This is a genomic window from Frankia sp. Mgl5 (genome assembly GCF_023242985.1).
Lineage (GTDB): Bacteria > Actinomycetota > Actinomycetes > Frankiales > Frankiaceae > Parafrankia > Parafrankia soli.
In genome coordinates this window covers 1-16,131 of record NZ_JALKFY010000621.1, presented here as the reverse complement: position 1 = coordinate 16,131, position 16,131 = coordinate 1, and the positions used below count along the sequence as shown (strand labels likewise).

At 66.3% G+C, this 16,131-nt stretch carries 10 protein-coding genes; 7 read left to right on the top strand and 3 right to left on the bottom strand.

The window, feature by feature from the left end; all coding sequences use genetic code 11:
- Positions 1 to 147 precede the first annotated feature (147 nt).
- Positions 148 to 1,365, top strand: coding sequence for a CaiB/BaiF CoA-transferase family protein (locus MXD62_RS17125; protein ID WP_248830346.1), 1,218 nt, complete (start codon positions 148 to 150; stop codon positions 1,363 to 1,365).
- A gap of 127 nt (positions 1,366 to 1,492) precedes the next feature.
- Here the strand turns inward: MXD62_RS17125 and MXD62_RS17120 are convergent, their stop codons facing one another.
- Positions 1,493 to 2,707 carry an ABC transporter substrate-binding protein gene (locus MXD62_RS17120; protein WP_308301272.1) on the bottom strand — a complete coding sequence of 405 codons (1,215 nt, stop codon included), beginning with the start codon at positions 2,705 to 2,707 and terminating at the stop codon, positions 1,493 to 1,495.
- 232 nt (positions 2,708 to 2,939) lie between these two features.
- On the bottom strand, positions 2,940 to 3,791 hold the full coding sequence (locus MXD62_RS17115; protein ID WP_248830337.1) for a mycofactocin-coupled SDR family oxidoreductase: 852 nt from the start codon (positions 3,789 to 3,791) through the stop codon (positions 2,940 to 2,942).
- A gap of 585 nt (positions 3,792 to 4,376) precedes the next feature.
- On the opposite strand from MXD62_RS17115, the gene MXD62_RS17110 reads away from it, so the two are divergent.
- Positions 4,377 to 5,567 carry a cytochrome P450 gene (locus tag MXD62_RS17110; protein ID WP_248830335.1) on the top strand — a complete coding sequence of 397 codons (1,191 nt, stop codon included), beginning with the start codon at positions 4,377 to 4,379 and terminating at the stop codon, positions 5,565 to 5,567.
- A gap of 146 nt (positions 5,568 to 5,713) precedes the next feature.
- Positions 5,714 to 7,003 carry an amidohydrolase family protein gene (locus MXD62_RS17105; protein ID WP_248830327.1) on the top strand — a complete coding sequence of 430 codons (1,290 nt, stop codon included), beginning with the start codon at positions 5,714 to 5,716 and terminating at the stop codon, positions 7,001 to 7,003.
- Between the two features lie 89 nt (positions 7,004 to 7,092).
- Here the strand turns inward: MXD62_RS17105 and MXD62_RS39235 are convergent, their stop codons facing one another.
- Positions 7,093 to 8,208 carry a sensor histidine kinase gene (locus MXD62_RS39235; RefSeq protein WP_248830319.1) on the bottom strand — a complete coding sequence of 372 codons (1,116 nt, stop codon included), beginning with the start codon at positions 8,206 to 8,208 and terminating at the stop codon, positions 7,093 to 7,095.
- 1,181 nt (positions 8,209 to 9,389) lie between these two features.
- On the opposite strand from MXD62_RS39235, the gene MXD62_RS17095 reads away from it, so the two are divergent.
- From MXD62_RS17095 to MXD62_RS17080, 4 genes are all read left to right on the top strand, one after another.
- Entirely contained in the window at positions 9,390 to 11,297 is a 1,908-nt protein-coding gene (locus MXD62_RS17095) for a hypothetical protein (RefSeq protein WP_248830311.1), read from the top strand.
- A gap of 262 nt (positions 11,298 to 11,559) precedes the next feature.
- A complete protein-coding gene (locus MXD62_RS17090) occupies positions 11,560 to 12,180 on the top strand; it encodes a TetR/AcrR family transcriptional regulator (protein ID WP_020464494.1) in 621 nt (206 codons plus the stop codon).
- Between the two features lie 213 nt (positions 12,181 to 12,393).
- On the top strand, positions 12,394 to 13,230 hold the full coding sequence (locus MXD62_RS17085; protein ID WP_020464495.1) for a TauD/TfdA family dioxygenase: 837 nt from the start codon (positions 12,394 to 12,396) through the stop codon (positions 13,228 to 13,230).
- A 461-nt stretch (positions 13,231 to 13,691) separates the two neighbouring features.
- Positions 13,692 to 15,857 carry a PKD domain-containing protein gene (locus tag MXD62_RS17080; protein ID WP_248830309.1) on the top strand — a complete coding sequence of 722 codons (2,166 nt, stop codon included), beginning with the start codon at positions 13,692 to 13,694 and terminating at the stop codon, positions 15,855 to 15,857.
- The last annotated feature ends 274 nt before the right edge of the window (positions 15,858 to 16,131 follow it).

Here is a 16,131-nt window from a genome sequence, read left to right as displayed (position 1 = left end):
CCCACGGTGACACATGCTCCGCCCACCCCCGCAGGTGACGGCAGCTCCGCCGACCAGACCTACGCAGTCGACTAGAAGCAAGACTATTCATTACCGCAATCAGTCAGAACGGTTCCCGGCCACCCAGACGCATGTTTGGAGAATCGCATGACCATGGTGATGCAGGGTATTCGTGTCCTGGAGGTCGCCGAGCACACGTTTGTCCCGGCGGCCTCGGCACTGCTAGCGGACTGGGGTGCCGATGTCCTCAAGATCGAACACGTGGAGCGCGGCGATGCGATGCGGGCGCTAGCCTCCACCGGAGTCGCGGTGGTGCCCACGGACGTACACGCGCTGCTGGAGCATTCCAATCGAGGGAAACGCAGCCTGGGTCTGGACCTGACGTCACCGGATGGGCTGGACATCCTCTACAAGCTCGCAGCGACGGCCGACGTCTTTCTGACAAACAAGTTACCGCGGGTGCGGAAGAAGCTAAAAATCGGCGTGGAGGAGATACGCGGGCACAACCCGCGAATCGTCTACGTACGAGGCACCGGGCAGGGCGAGCGGGGACCGGATGCGGACAGGGGCTCGTACGACTCGCTCGCGTTTTGGGCCCGCGCCGGAACCGCGATGGGGATCATGCGGCCGGAGTACGGGCACGTGCCGGTTCCTCCGGCGCCGGGGTTCGGTGACTCGCTCGGCGCCATGACCATCGCCGGCGGCATCATGGGTGCGCTGCTCCACCGGGAGCGGACCGGCGAGGCCACCGTGGTGGACGTGTCGCTGCTGGGCACCGGTATGTGGGCGATGGGCCAGGCGTTCGCTCTGTCGATGCTGCTGGGCATCCCGTGGACGCCGCCACCGGTAGACGCGCCGAGGGCCAACCCGTTGGTGGCCAACTACCTGACCAAGGACGGCCAGTGGCTGGCGTTCTGCTGCTTGCAAGCCGGCTACTACTGGCCGCCTCTGTGCAAGGTCATCGACCGGCCGCAACTCGCCGACGACCCCCGGTTCGCCAACCACGCCGCTCTGACGACCAACAGTGGTGAGGCGATGCGCATCCTTCAAGAAGCATTCGCGGAGCGGACCGTCGACGAGTGGCGACAGCGGCTGGCCACCTTCGTCGGCCAGTGGACCGTGGTCCAAGACACCCTGGCGGCCGCCGCCGACCCGCAGACGGTCGCTAACGGTTACATCCAGGACTGCCAGACCGCCGCTGGCGTCCCGTTCCAGCTGGTCGCCGCGCCCGTGCAGTACGACGAGAAGCCCGCTGTCCCGGGACGGGCGCCGCGTTTCAACGAGCACGCTGACGAGATTCTCGCCAACCTGGGTCTGGACGAGACCGCGGTCCTGGACCTGAAGATCCGCGGCGTTGTTGCCTGACTGACACGGTCCGTCAGCATGGCGCGCTTCAGGCGGTAGCTCGTCGAGGACCCGTGGGTCGATGGGTGCCGTATCCTCGATGACCTTGACCGGCCGGCGGGCGCCGGCCGGTCAAGGTGGTCACCTCTCAGTCCGGGATCGGGGTGGTCCCGCGTACCTCAAAACCTGTGGGCTGGCCCTGGCCATCCAGCGTGGTGGACAGCCCACCCCGCACGCAGACCGCTGGAGCTTCGGGGTTGGCCTTTCCGTTGCACCGGAACCGCACCCCTGCCGCGCCCGGCAGCTCCGTCTCCGGCATTTCTTTGATGGCGGCGATCACTGTTTTCGGCGTAATCTCGCCGGAGATGTCCTGAAGTGCCGCCTGGAGGCCGGCGAGCGTCATGAACATGCTCCTGCCGGTCGTCGAGCCGATGTCGATGTTTTTCCCGTAGGTCTTCATCGCGGCCTGGTAGAGGACGGCGGACGGGTCGGCACCGCCGGCCGGTGCGAGTGCGGCAACAACCATCTCAGCGAGAACGTCCGAGGGCACGGCCTTACGGGTCGCGTCTGTGATGCACTGCGAGATGGCGCTGATCTGGCCGTCGTACCCGACCGCCTTCAGCCCGTTGAACGCGCTGATGCAGAAGGAGTCGTTCCCTACGACGAACACGAGCCCGGGATCCCCATCGACGGCGCTCTGCATCTGCGGCGTCATGTCGGCGGTGCCAGGTGGCACTCGTACGAGCTCGTAGTCGAGGCCCGCATCCTCGAACACCTTGGGCGCGAGATTCTGCTGGATGTCGAGCGCCGCGGGCACGTCGATCACGACGGCGGTGACCTTCCTGATGCCCTTGTCCTTCGCGAGGTCGATCGGCAGCTGAAGCACCGAGAACATCGGATCGCTCAGAGTGAAGGTCGATTCCGTGTCAGCCAGGAGCGCTGGGCTTCCTGCGGCGAAGAACATCACCGGTATGTTCGCGTCCGCCAACGGCTGCCAAATGCTCTCGGCGACGCCTGACTCGGCGACTGTCACGGCCACCACATCTTCTTCGATCATCTGGTTCGCGCAGTCGGCGCCCTTGGCCGGATCCGCCAGGGTCTCGCACTCCACCAGTTCGATGGGCCGGCCACCAATGCCCGAGCGGCGCTCATTGAGGTAGCTGGCGGTGGCTTCGGCGACGTCGAACTGGATGGAGTTGTCGATCGCGGCGGACTGCCCGTCCGAGATCACTCCGATCTTGACGGGAGCTCCCGTGGCCTGTGCTACCGGTCCGAGCGCGTCGGCGTTCGCCACCGGGTCTGGCGATGTGGAGGTTCCGGAGTCGTCGGATCCACACGCGGTGGCGACTAAGAGTACGGCCATCAGTGCGGCTAAGAGTGCGCTCGCCGAGCGTCGTCGTCGTGGATGTCGTGGCGATCGGTCGATCGAGCGCAGTGGATTCCGCATGGTGCTCTGCCCCCCAGAGTTGTCAGCCCCGCAGCGTGATGCCTGCCGGGGCGCTGTCGTTGTTGTCGTGATCTCGTCACGGCCCGGAATATGCCGCAGGTCCGGCCGTCCAGCTCCGCCTCACCGCGACCGCGGGCGGGATCCGGAGTCAGAAGGCGGGTGGAGCCTTGAGCATGGCGCCCGCGTCGAGGCGGATGTTGAGCCCGGTCATGTATCGCGACTCGTCGCTGGCCAGGTACACGATCAGCGCGGAGACGTCTTCGGGCTCGATGTAGGGAATCGGCATCGCCTGCATGACGGGGAATGCGAGCTCGGCGTCTTCCCTGGTCGGGTTCTCCAGGTCTGGGCGGAACGCCCGGTAGATGTCTTCGTTGTGGAGCAGCCGGGTGTTGACGTTGGTGGGGTGGACCGCGTTCAGGCGGATGAGGTGGGGGGCCAGCTGTAGCGCCAGCACCTCGACGTAGCGGGCGATGAGCTGCTTGGCCAGTGAGTAGCCGACTCCGCCCGGGGAGCCCATCGCGTCCGTCGTTCCCTTGATCATTCCGGCGGTCGAGCCGGTCACGATGATCGATGAGCCCTTTCCCAGCTGTGGCAGGGTCACCGCGACCGTGTTCTGGACGCCGACGAGGTCGACGTCCATGGCATCGATGAAGCTGCTGCAGAGCGTCTCGTCCTCGGTGGGGCAGATTCCCGCATTCGCGCACACCACATCGAGCCGGCCGAGTGCGGCGAGGCCCTGGTCCAGGGCGGCCCGCAGCTGAGCGCGGTCACGGACGTCGGCCTGGACGGCCACGATGCGGCGGCCGAGCGCCTCGACCTCCTTGGCTGTCACGGCCAGGTCGTCGGGCGTGGCGAGGGGGTAGCGCACGCTGGCGATCGGCCCGCAGATGTCGATGGCGATGATGTCGGCGCCCTCGGCGGCGAGCCGGACCGCGTGGCTTCGGCCCTGTCCTCGCGCCGCACCCGTGATTAGGGCGACCTTGCCGTCTAGCTTGCCCATTCGCTGCTCCTGTTCGTAGGCACTGCATGGTTCCTGGTTCGGCTGACTGGCCTCCGCTCGGAGTACCGGGTTTCAGACAGTGGCCGGGGCGGGCCGCCGTGGAGGTAGTGGGTTTGGCCCGACCGGAGGCTGGTGGCATCGAAGGTGAAGAAGGGACCGGCGTAGCCGATTTCCCAACTTCTCCGAGGTGTCCAGGGAGTGTCGATCATGCCGATCACTTCCTGGTCCAGGCATCGCGGCCTGCACGTGGTCAAACGCCGTGCCGCCGCGGCCCGATCTACGACGTCCCACCTGCCCCGCGGCCGTGCGCACACCTCGTACGCGCAGGTCGGAGGCTGCCTTCTCCGCCACGTTGGCATCCAGGTCAAGCATCGCAACATGTGTCGCACCTAGCTGGCCAGGTGCTTGCAGATCGACAGGCCCCGCGCAGACGCGCCCCCGGTCGCGACCGCCACCCGACTCAACCGTTCCTCCGTTCATGCAGCACGACCGCTGACCGCCGGACAGCGCCCGAGCCTCCCTCAACCTCTATACGGATGTATGACACAGTGCTATACATCTGTAAAGACCACGCGAGGAGGGGCCGTGACCCAGGACGATCTCTACTACGATCCGTACGACGTCGAGATCGATGTCGACCCGTACCCCACCTACCGGCGACTGCGAGACGAGGAACCGCTCTACTACAACGAGCGCCTCGACTTCTGGGGCCTGAGTCGCTTCGCTGACGTCGGGGCCGCCCTGAAGGACCAGAAGCGCCTCAGCTCGGCGAAGGGGGACATCCTCGAGGTCATCAAGGCCGATCCCGTCATGCCGCCCGGGGTGTTCATCAACGAGGACCCGCCGCTGCACACGGTGCACCGCGTCCTGGTGTCGCGCGCCTTCACTCCGAAGAAGATGAAGGTGCTTGAGGACAAGATCCGGGCCTTCTGTATCGCCTGCCTGGAGCCCCTCGAGGGAGCGGACCGGTTCGACTTCGTGGCCGACCTCGGTGACGAGCTTCCGATGCGCGCCATCGGCATGCTCGTCGGCATCCCCGACGCGGAGCAGCCGACGGTCCGCGACCACGCGCAGCGCGGGCTACGCAACGAGCGGGGCAAGCCACTGACGGTCACCAAGGACAAGTATTTCGACGGCGACTTCTACGCCGACTACGTCGCCTGGCGGGAGAAGAACCCCTCCGACGACCTCATCACCGAGCTGCTCAACGTCGAGTTCGAGGACGTCTCAGGGACCACCCGGCGGCTGACCAAGGAAGAAATCCTGATCTTCCTCGCTGTGATCGCAGGCGCCGGGGTCGAGACCACGGGCAACCTGTTCGGCTGGCTCGGCAAGGTCCTCGCCGAACATCCCGACCAACGCCAGCAGATCGTCTCCGACCGCTCGCTCATCCCGAACGCAATCGAGGAGCTGCTGCGCTACGAACCGCCCGGCCCGCACGTCGCGCGCTACGTCACCGAGGACGTCGAATACCACGGACAGACGGTGCCAGCCGGAAGCGCGCTGCTGCTCATGCTGTCCTCGGCCAACCGCGACGAGCGTCAGTTCACCGACCCCGGCCGCTTCGACATCCACCGCTCCATCAGCCAACACGTGACCTTCGGCATCGGCGCGCACTTCTGCCTCGGCGCCGCCCTCGCCCGCATGGAGGGACGCATCGCCCTCGACGAGGTCCTCAACCGATTCCCCGAATGGGACCTCGACATGGCCAATGCCCGCCGGAAACCCACCACCACGGTGCGCGGCTGGGACTCCATGCCGGCAATCGTCGGCTGACCCGGTACGGCCTGACCCACGACCTCCCGCACCACGACGGGCGCCACCCGCGCTCCTGTCGGCAAATGACCCCGCGCACGACACGAAAGGGCTCGGCCTCGCGACCCGCTGTCCGGGCCCCTTCCCGGACCATCGAAAGGATCACCATGCGCTACGACGACATGATCCTTGTCAGCATCGACGATCACATCATCGAACCGCCCGACATGTTCGCGGACCATCTCCCCGAGCGGTACAAGCAGGACGCGCCGCACGTGGTGCGCCTGCCTGGTGGCGCCGACGCGTGGAAGTTCCGGGACACGGTGATCCCCAACGTCGCCCTCAACGCGGTGGCCGGCCGACCCAAGGAGGAGTACGGACTCGAACCACAGGGCTTAGACGAGATCCGTCCGGGGTGCTACCAGGTGGACGAGCGGATCAAGGACATGAACGCGGGCGGCATCCTCGCGTCGATGAACTTCCCGTCGTTCCCGGGGTTCGCGGCCCGGCTGTTCGCCACCGAGGACCCAGACTTCTCCCTCGCGCTGGTGCGGGCGTACAACGACTGGCACCTCGACGAATGGTGCGGCGCGCACCCAGGCCGGTTCATCCCGATGGCACTGCCCGTCATCTGGGACGCCGAGCTCTGCGCGGCCGAGGTACGCCGGGTCGCCGCGAAGGGATGCCACTCGCTGACCTTCACCGAGAACCCCGCGGCGCTGGGATACCCCAGCTTTCACGACGCCTACTGGAACCCGTTGTGGCAGGCGGTGTGCGACACGAACACCGTGCTGTCGATCCACATCGGCTCGTCAGGCCAGCTGACCATCCCCGCTCCCGACTCGCCGCCCGACGTGCTGATCACACTCCAACCGATGAACATCGTCTCGGCCGCCGCCGACCTGCTGTGGTCACCGGTACTCAAGAACTTCCCCGACATCAGGATCGCGCTGTCCGAGGGCGGTACAGGGTGGATCCCCTACTTCCTGGAGCGGGTCGACCGCACCTTCGACATGCACGCCACCTGGACGATGCAGGACTTCGGCGGCCGGCTCCCGTCCGAGGTGTTCCGCGAGCACTTCCTGACCTGCTTCATCAGCGACCCGCTCGGGGTCGAACTTCGCCACCGGATCGGCATCGACAACATCGCCTGGGAGTGCGACTACCCGCACAGCGACTCGATGTGGCCGGGCGCTCCAGAGGAGCTCGGCGAAGTGATGAACCGACTCGCCGTGCCGGAACCCGAGATCAACAAAATGACCTACGAGAACGCCCTGCGCTGGTACTCCTTTGACCCCTTCGCCCATGTTCCGCGGGAGCACGCCACGGTGGGGGCGCTGCGGGCCCAGGCCGCCGGGCACGACGTCTCCATCCGGGCTCTGAGCCACCGCACCTACGAGCGCGGCGAGAAGCTTGCGGCCTACCAGGCGATGGCAGCCTCCGCACCTGAGCGGTAGCCAGACCCCTAGCGGTCGAGCGCGACGCTGGTACAGCTCCGGTCGGCGGTGGTACCCAGGTCAGGTGGTGGCGGGAGCTGTTCCGGCCGCTACGACGGTGCGTGGCTGGGAGCGACGGGTGCGGGGGCCGACATCGACGGCGCGGTGGGGGGTGGCACCATCGGTGACCGCGTCGAGCTCGGTGGCGATGGTGCGGCGGATGGTGGTGAGGAGGCGGACGCCTCCTTCGGGACCGGCAACATCGCGGTGACAGCGAAGCCCCCCTCCGCGTCGGGACTGGCGTCCAGCCAGCCACCGACGGCCCGCGCTCTTTCTCGCATCCCCGCGATACCGTGGCCACCTGGAGTGCGTCCCGTTTCCGCCGTCCCGTCCCAGCCGGGGGTCATGAGGCGTGAGTAGCCGACGGTAGGTGCGACGCCGCCGGGCCTCGTGTTGTGGATGCGCAGGCGCACTTCGGTGCGGAAACGGTCAACCTGGACCGACGTCCGGGCATCGGGAGCGTGCCTGCGGATGTTCGTCAGCGACTCCTGCACGATCCGATAGGTGGCGAGATCCACCAGTGGGGGCAACCCGGATCCCGCCGCGGTCACGGTGCCGGACACCGTCATGCCGATCGCTTGAAAGGCGGAGATCAGCTCTGGAAGCCGGGCCAGCCCTGGAGGCGGCTCGGTGGATGTCGACTCGGGGGTGTCGCGCAGCACGCTCACCAACGACCCCAGCTCGTTCAGGACGGTGCGGCTGGACAGGCGGATGTGTGCCAGCGCCTCGTCCGCCTTGGCCGGCTGCTCGTACAGCAGATGCGAGGCGACGGCCGCCTGCGACTTGACGAGAGTGATGTGGTGGGCGACAACGTCGTGCAACTCCCGGGCGATCCGCGTCCGTTCCTCGACCACCCGGCGCCAGGCTTCCTGCTCGCGGCTCTGCTCGGCGCGCAGCGCCCGGTCCTCCACCGCCGCCTGATAGGCCCTGCGATCACGCACCGAGCAGCCCGCGGAGGTCACGGTGACGACCCACAGGAACGCCCCCGCGACGGCCTGGATGACCGCGTCATCGCGCGTCAGCGCAGGCGGCAGTAGTAAAGCGATGGTGCCCGACGCGGCGATCCACGCGGTCTTCCGCGGCCGGTACGCCGCGACGCTGTACAGCGCGACCCAGATCGCGATCAGCGACGGCCCGTCACCCTGTCTGCCAACGACGACGGCCACGAGGGAAGACCACCCAAGGACGAATCCGAGGACCACCAGCGGCCTGCACCGGCGGGCCACCAGCGCAGCACAACTGATCGCACCTGTGACCAGATAGAGCCCGCTCGACCAGGAGTGACCGGTCGCGGTCTGGGTGGCGATCAGGACTCCCAGGCCGAAGGTCACGAGCGCGACAAGAACGTCAGCCAGACTCGGACGCCGCCGCAGGCCGCCCTGGCAGACATCCCGAAACCGTGAGAACCAGCCGAACACGAACCCACAGTACCGAGGGAATGCGATTCCTGCCGTCGAACCTGCCCCAAAGTACCGCCGTCTACTGCGGACGCAGTAGACGGCGACAGGGAACCCGGGCAGCCAAGGCAAGATGACCGTCACCGTCCGGCACCCTCCCCGCGCTGTCGCACAGTCGGCAAGTCGACTCACAGGGCAGAACCGTGGGATGGATAGCCCGACGCCGTAACGGCATCGGATCGTACCGTACTCGGCCCGATCTATTGGATTCACGCTACCCCGGCGTTAACCCGCCGCCCCCGCCGCCCGACAAGCCGGTTACCTAATATCGTCACAGCGTCCCCAGCGCATCGACGCGTCCAGGTTCGTCCCGCACACCGCCCATCACGATCTTCGTTTTGATCACGGCTTCTTTGGCGAGAGAACGATCTTCCGAAGGTCGTTTCACGCTACGGCTACACGCCAACCCGCCTCGCACCACCAGCAGGTATCACACAGCGCGACAGGTAGCGGGCGGAGACAAGTTTTTCAGCAGCGACAGCAAGAGGTGAGAGCCATAGACATGACACTCCAAAGCCCGAGCCCATTGATGCTACATGAGCCTAGCACAAGGATGGTACACTCGTACAGCACCAAAGAGAAACCCGCGGGGCCCGCTCGGCGACAAGTAGTCGCGATCATCTGCGTGCTCGTCAAGCCCCCCGTGTCGGGCTTTCTCCCGGGCGGAGGACCAGAGCACCGAGGGAAACGCCGCGCACCCGCTTCCCGTCGCCCCGTCCGCCGGTTCGCCCGTGGCTGGCTGGGCTACAGCGTCACCACTCCACGGTCCTTTCATCACCGTCCCCGCCGAGGTTTTTGAGGAGAAAGCCATGCGGAATACAAGATCCACCCCAGCGCGTCCACGAACACGGTCGTCGCGATGGTTGCTTCCGTGCCTGGTGGTAGTCCTGGTGGCCGTTCCCGCGTGTTCGGACTCGAAGCCGGACAAGCCGGCCGCCGCCGAGACCCCGGGCGCAGCGGTCCCCGCGCCACCGAAACCGGAACCGATCTCCGTGCGTGAGCTGCCGCTGCCGCCAGTGGCGCCCAGCGACGAGCCGGGCGCGTGCACAGCCGCCATCAATCCGCACGGCACGGGGTGTATCAGCAGGAGCGGGGGCTTCCAGTCAGGCGGCTACCTGCCGGACGGTGAGCATGTCACCGCACGGGTCTCGTTCGTCGGCGCGCCTGCCGCGCCCGATCCCGCGAGCGTCTACAGCGGGGACCAGCTGATCATCGTGAGGACCGACGGGAAGACCTTCCCCGACGGCGACGCGTGGAAGTGCGTCACCTGCGGGGTACCGGCAGCGAACGCGAGGAGCACCAACCAGGCGATGGACTACCCGCAGCCGTTCCGCGACGGCAGGCGGGTGCTGGTCGGCACCAACATCATCGATTGCGGGGACCATCCGCTCACCGACGACGCATGCACCCCGGCCAAGACCCACATCTACCCGATCCGGTGGAACGACACTGCGGACGGCGCTGGCAAGGGGGGAAGTCTCCGGGAGCTGCGCATTCACCCGGACGGCGTGCACCTCGGCTTCAACAGCTTCACGATCGCGAACGGACGGTTTGGCCAGTTCGCCTACCTCGGGCGTCTGGAGTTCACTCCGGCACCGACCATCGGTACACCGCTGGCGCCACGGTATGACGTGGTCAACGTGACCCGGCTGTTCGACCCCACCGACATCCAGCCGGTCTCCGTCGACCCGAAGAACCCCGGGGTGCTTGTGTACGACCGTGACGCGCTGTCCGTGGGTGAGCTGCGGGGCTTCAGCGCGGATGGCAAGGAGGTCACTTACATCGGGTACCCGGAGGAGTCGTCCAACATCGACGTGTTCGCCGCCGACCTAACCACGGGCACGGTGCGCCGGCTGACCGCGAACCCGGAGTACACCGACCCAGTAGACCTCTCGCCCGACGGCAACTGGACAGTCGCGATGGACACCCGTGGCTCCGACCGCCAGATGTTCCTGGCCGCCATGCGTGACGTCCCGCCGATCACCGACGTGATCACTACCAGTGTGACGTCGTCGACCCGCAACAACGGGCCGCGGCGGTTCTTCCAGCCGATCCTCATCGACCGCTACGGCGACCGCGGCGACTACCAGGGCCAGCGGATCAACGCCTCCGGTGACGGAAGCCCGGGAAGCGTCAACGACCCCAACTGGAACGGCATGGCCGACCCGAAGTGGTCACTCGAGGGCACCAGCATCGTCTACTGGCAGGCCCTCGCCGTCTCACCGGCCTGCGGCGGTGAGAACCCGCTGCCGTGCGAGACGCCCACCGCGCAGGGCGGCCGGACCTACCGGATGATGATCGCCGAGCTCACCAGCCGCAAGCCCACGCCGGCGCCGAAGGTCACGCCGATCTCGGACGATGTCCCGTGGGGCGTGAAGTACGAGTCAGGCAGCGAGATCCCGACCCGGCCGCACGTACCCGCGGGCACCTACACCTTCGCCGGCGCCAGGGGCGGCTCGGCGAAGGTAGTGGTCACCGAGACCGCGGACAAGATCGCGATCGAGACCGTGGAGGTCACCTACACTGCCTACACCGATAACGGTGTCAGCACGCTCAACGGCACCGAGAAGGTGACGGCGACAGTCCCGACCCTGACCACATCGAAGGTCGACTGGTACTCCGACCTCACCCAGACCGTCCACGCCAAGGACGGGACCACCACGACGAACACGAAGAAGACCAGCTCTGACGGCTTCCACCTGAGCATCGACGTCCTGACCAACATCTTCGACGCCACCGGCACGCTCACGACCACCATCGATGGCAAGGCCTACCGGCAACCGGCGAACCACAGGTAGAACCGTCCGGCGCGCCTTTGATCTCACCGAAGGCGGACTTCCCACCTCGTGTCGAGGGCGGCCCGTCGACGGCAGCGCCGCGACTTGCCAGGCGGTGTCTCCTGGGTCTCGGCGCCCCGCCCGTACCATGGGCTGCGGGCGGGTGCTCCTCGTCGAGGCGGTACCGCTCGACGAGATGTTCCGGGACCGCCCCGGGCCCTGAGCGCAGGGTAGGCCCGCACGGTGCGGCGCACCGTCCTGCTGGCATGGGAATGGCCGTAAAGTGGCGAGAGATCAAGCGACGACGTCGAACCGCCGAGTCGGTTCCCCCACGTCCAAGACCCGGAACACCCTGCTTGACTGCACCCAGTCAATGATGATCGATCAGGGTTACGCGGCCGTTAGCTATCGCGCCCTGGCCGCGCGGGCCGGTGTTGCGTCGAGCCTCGTCCAGTACTACTTCCCGACACTTGACGACCTGTTCCTCGGCCTCTTGCGCAGAAATACCGACGCGCTCCTGCGCCGACTCTCCGACGCCAGCGAGACCGACCAGCCGCTTCGTGCGGTGTGGAAGTACGCCAACAGTCGCGCCGGCGCCGTCATACTGCTGGAGTTCATGGCCCTGGCCAACCACCGCAAGGCCATCCACACCGAGATCGGTCGCGGAGGCGAGCAGGTCCGCCAGGCCCAGCTTCAGGCCGTCGTCAGAGCGTGGGCGCGGTACGGGCTGGACGAAGAGGACATCACGCCGGCGGCGCTGCTGTTCATGATGAACGCCATCCCGCGGATGATGCTGTTGGAGAAGACGTTCGGCACCCACACGGGCCACGCCGACGCCGTCCAGATCATCGAGCGGTTCCTCGATCGGATCGAACCCGCTCCCCGCGCGGCGGCGGAGGGCTGATCGCCTCGCCCCCGGGCGCCGGGGCTGGCCACCCCCGACTCTTGGCCCGTCGCCGCCGCGGCACGACCGAATCGGCGGCCTACCCGTACGCCAACTGATCGCGTCCAGTTGTCGGCTGCCGCGTTCTGGTGTGTCCGCGATATCCCTGCTGTACAGTCGTACCTACTCTAGGTACGACTGTACAGCGACATACTGCGGAAGCCTGGGAGCGTCATGTCCGTCACTGTCACACCTCTCGGCCCCCACCTGGGCGTGGAGATCACCGGCATGTCCGGTGGTGATCTACCCACCACGGCAGCCGCCGCCGCGTGCCTGGAGACCCTGGCGCGGCACGGTGTCGTCATCTACCGGGAAGCTCACATCAGCGACAGTGACCTGGTCTCCTTCAGCAGGCTCCTCGGTCGGGTCGTTCTGAACCCGACCGGCGAACACGAGCGCGCCGAGATCGCCACCATCACCCTGGATCCAGCGAAGACCGATGCGACCCTCGCGTGGTACCGCAAAGGCAATTTCCTCTGGCACATCGACGGAGCCACCGACCAGCTACCGCAGAAAGCGACGCTGCTGACGGCACGCGAGGTGGACGAAACCGGCGGCGACACCGAGTTCGCCAGCACATACGCCGCCTACGAGGCCCTACCCGATACCGAGAAGGTGGCGCTTGCCGAACATCACGTGCTGCACAGCTTCGCCGCCGCGCAGAGACGCGCCCACCCCGATGCCACGGACGAACAGCAGGCCGACTGGGGCCGCGTGCCCACGCGGAAGCACCCCCTCGTCTGGACCCGGGGCAACGGCCGCAGATCGCTCCTCCTCGGCGCGACCGCTGGTGAAGTAGTCGGTCTGCCGCCAGCGGAGGGCGAGGCGCTACTGCAGCGCCTGCTCGAATGGTCGACCCAGCCACAATTCGTCCTGCGGCATCGCTGGCGCGCCGGCGACCTGGTGATCTGGGACAACACCGGCATGCTGCACCGGGCTCTGCCGTTCGCCGCCACATCACGCCGGCTCATGCATCGGACGACGCTTGTGGGCGAGGAGGCCGTTGCGTGAACCGCGTGCCTCGACAGCGCTCGAACGCCGCGTGATCCGTCCACGTGATCGACGCCATGAACTGGTCGGACAAGGGCAGCGTGACGCTGGCACCGCACGGCCGGGTGCAAAACCTCGAAGGAACTGTTGCATACGTCGAAGTCGGTCGATCTTGACAGCAGATCTTCCCGCGAGCGTTCCTTCTCGTGGCCTCGTCAACTTGGTCACGAGATCACTCTTAGATTCGTATCCAAACACGGCCGAGTGTGACGGATGTGCGCGGCTGACGCCAAAATTGAAGGAGTCATACGCTAATATTCCGGGACAATATCACGGAAGCGCCGTACGCGCCTGGTCTTCCTTGAAATCGACGTCCACACTACCAGCGATCTTCGCGCCCTGTTCGACTCTCACCCGATAGATCGCGCTGCAGAGTCGGATAAGTACGGGGCGCACACTTGAGATCGAGGACGGTTAGATCTATGGCCTCCCTGCGCCACCGAACTTTATATCGACCGAAGGTCACGGCAACGCTGCTGACCATTGTTGCCGTGGCCGTTGCGGCCTCGTGTTCATCTGATGAAAAGGCTGCAGCCGCCAAGTCACCACCCCCAACGAAAGCCGACGCAGGGCACTCGCTGAAGATCGACTCGAAACCACTCTCGGGACCAGTCTGCAAGACGGGCGAGGGTGGCACGCTGTTCGTCACCACGTCGTGCGGCGACCCGCTTCTCAACCGGCCGTACGTAGATAAGGACGAACGGCGAACTGTCACCGATAAAGACACGGGTGTCACGGTTGGCTACCGGTATGTTCACGGTGGATTCCGAGAGAGTAAGGGTAAGTTCTCTTTCTATTTCCCCAGCGAGTACCAGGGACGCTTCTTTCAGCCCACCTACCCGACCGTTTCTGTCGAGGATGCGGCGCCGAACGACATCGCGTTCGCCATCTCGAATAACGCCTACCTGGTGACGACCAACAACGGTGGGGGTCTCCCGCAGGCCGGCGAGATCGGGGGCGTCCGCGTCAATGCGGCGGCCGCGAAGTTCTCGCGCACCGTCGCGGCGCAGGTGTATGAGGACTCTGCCCGGTCACGGGGTTATATCTACGGCGCAAGTGGCGGTGCCTACCAGACTCTCGGCGCCCTGGAGAACTCCGAGAACGTTTGGGACGGTGGCGTGCCCATGGTCCCCGGTACTCCGAACGCCATCCCGAGCAGCCAGACGGTGTCGCTCCTCGGCCTGCGCGTGCTTCACGACAAGCTCCCCCAGATCGTCGATGCGATGGAGCCAGGTGGCAGCGGGAAGCCCTACTCCGGGCTCACCGACGAGCAGCAGGCGGTACTGCGGGAAGTGACCCGGATGGGCTTCCCGCCGCGCGGCTGGTGGGACTACAAGAACATGAACACCGACTCCTTCGAGGCGGTGGCCGGAGGCGTCCGCATCCTCGATCCGACCTATGCCGACGATTTCTGGACCAAACCCGGTTACGCCGGCACGGATCCGGCCTCATCCGTCAGCGCCTCCCGAATTCAGGCTGAGGCCGACGTCAGTGGCATCACTGGCAGCCCGGTCACTGGGCTGACCCTCTCCAGCGTGCCCCAGGGGGACCTGACGGGCGTCGACCTCGTCGTCCTCACCGGAGCGGCAGCAGGGAAGACCATCCCGTTCGTGAAGGTGAGCGGCACTGAGGCCACCTTCGGTAACGGCGCGGACACCGCTGTCACCGGTGCGCTCAAACCGGGCGACCGGGTCCGCCTAGACAACTCCTGGTTCCTCGCGATGCAGTATTACCAGCGCTACCAGGTCCCCTCGAAGGACATGTACGGTTGGAACCAGTATCGCGATGCGAACGGGAAGCTGCTATATCCGCAGCGGCCGATACTGGCCGGCCCGACCTTCGCCTCCGCGGCCAGTGGCGGCGTACCCACCGGAAAATTCCACGGGAAAATCATCATGCTGGCGTCACTGCTGGACACGCTGGCTTTCCCCTGGCCCGCCGACTGGTACCACCAGCAGGTAAAATCCTACCTCGGGGCGGAAACGGACAGCAACTACCGACTGTGGTACATGGACAATGCCTGGCACGGTCCCACACCCACCAGGCAGGAGTCCACACCCGACAAGGGGGCCGAAACACACGTTGTCGGCTACTGGGGTGAGCTCCAGCAGGCCCTGCTCGACCTCGACGCCTGGGTCGCCCAGGGAACCCCACCGCCGCCCAGCTCCGCGTACACAGTGGACGGCGATTCCCAGGTGCGGCTACCGGCCAGCGCGGACGAACGCCACGGCGTGCAACCCGTCGTCAACCTGAAAATCGATCAGGTGGGGTCCCGCGACATGAACACCGCCGTACGCGTCGACGCCGGAGTCGGCCAGGAGGTGACGTTCGCTCTGACCGCGGAAGCGCCATCGGGCACAGGAAAGATCGTAGGGGTGGAATGGGACTTCGCCGGGACCGGCGAATACGCAGACCGTTCCACGGTCGACCAGCCAGACCACTCGGCGCGGCTGACCGCCAGCCACATCTTCAGTCAGCCCGGGACCTACTTCCCGACGGTGCGGGTCACCTCCGAGCGCAACGGTGACCCGAAGACGCCATTCGGTCTAGTGAAGAATCTTGGCCGTGTCCGAGTCATCGTGAAATAGCTGAAGCGATCGCGGCGCCGGCCGGGGCGGAAATGTTCAGTACCAGTCATCCGGTCGACGCCACGATCCGTCTTCTAGCATCTACGCACAGTTCCGTTGTGGCCACTCATTAATTCTGACGGATCCGCGCCGGCCGTGGCGCGGAGAACCGTCTAGTGTTCTGTTCAAGGGCATCCGGCGTGTGGGGCTCCAGAACTCCGATTTGGGCGGTGACCTGCGTGTTTGCCTGCGGGACGGGGCCCGTCTCGGGCAGGCTGGATGCTCATGGTGTGGT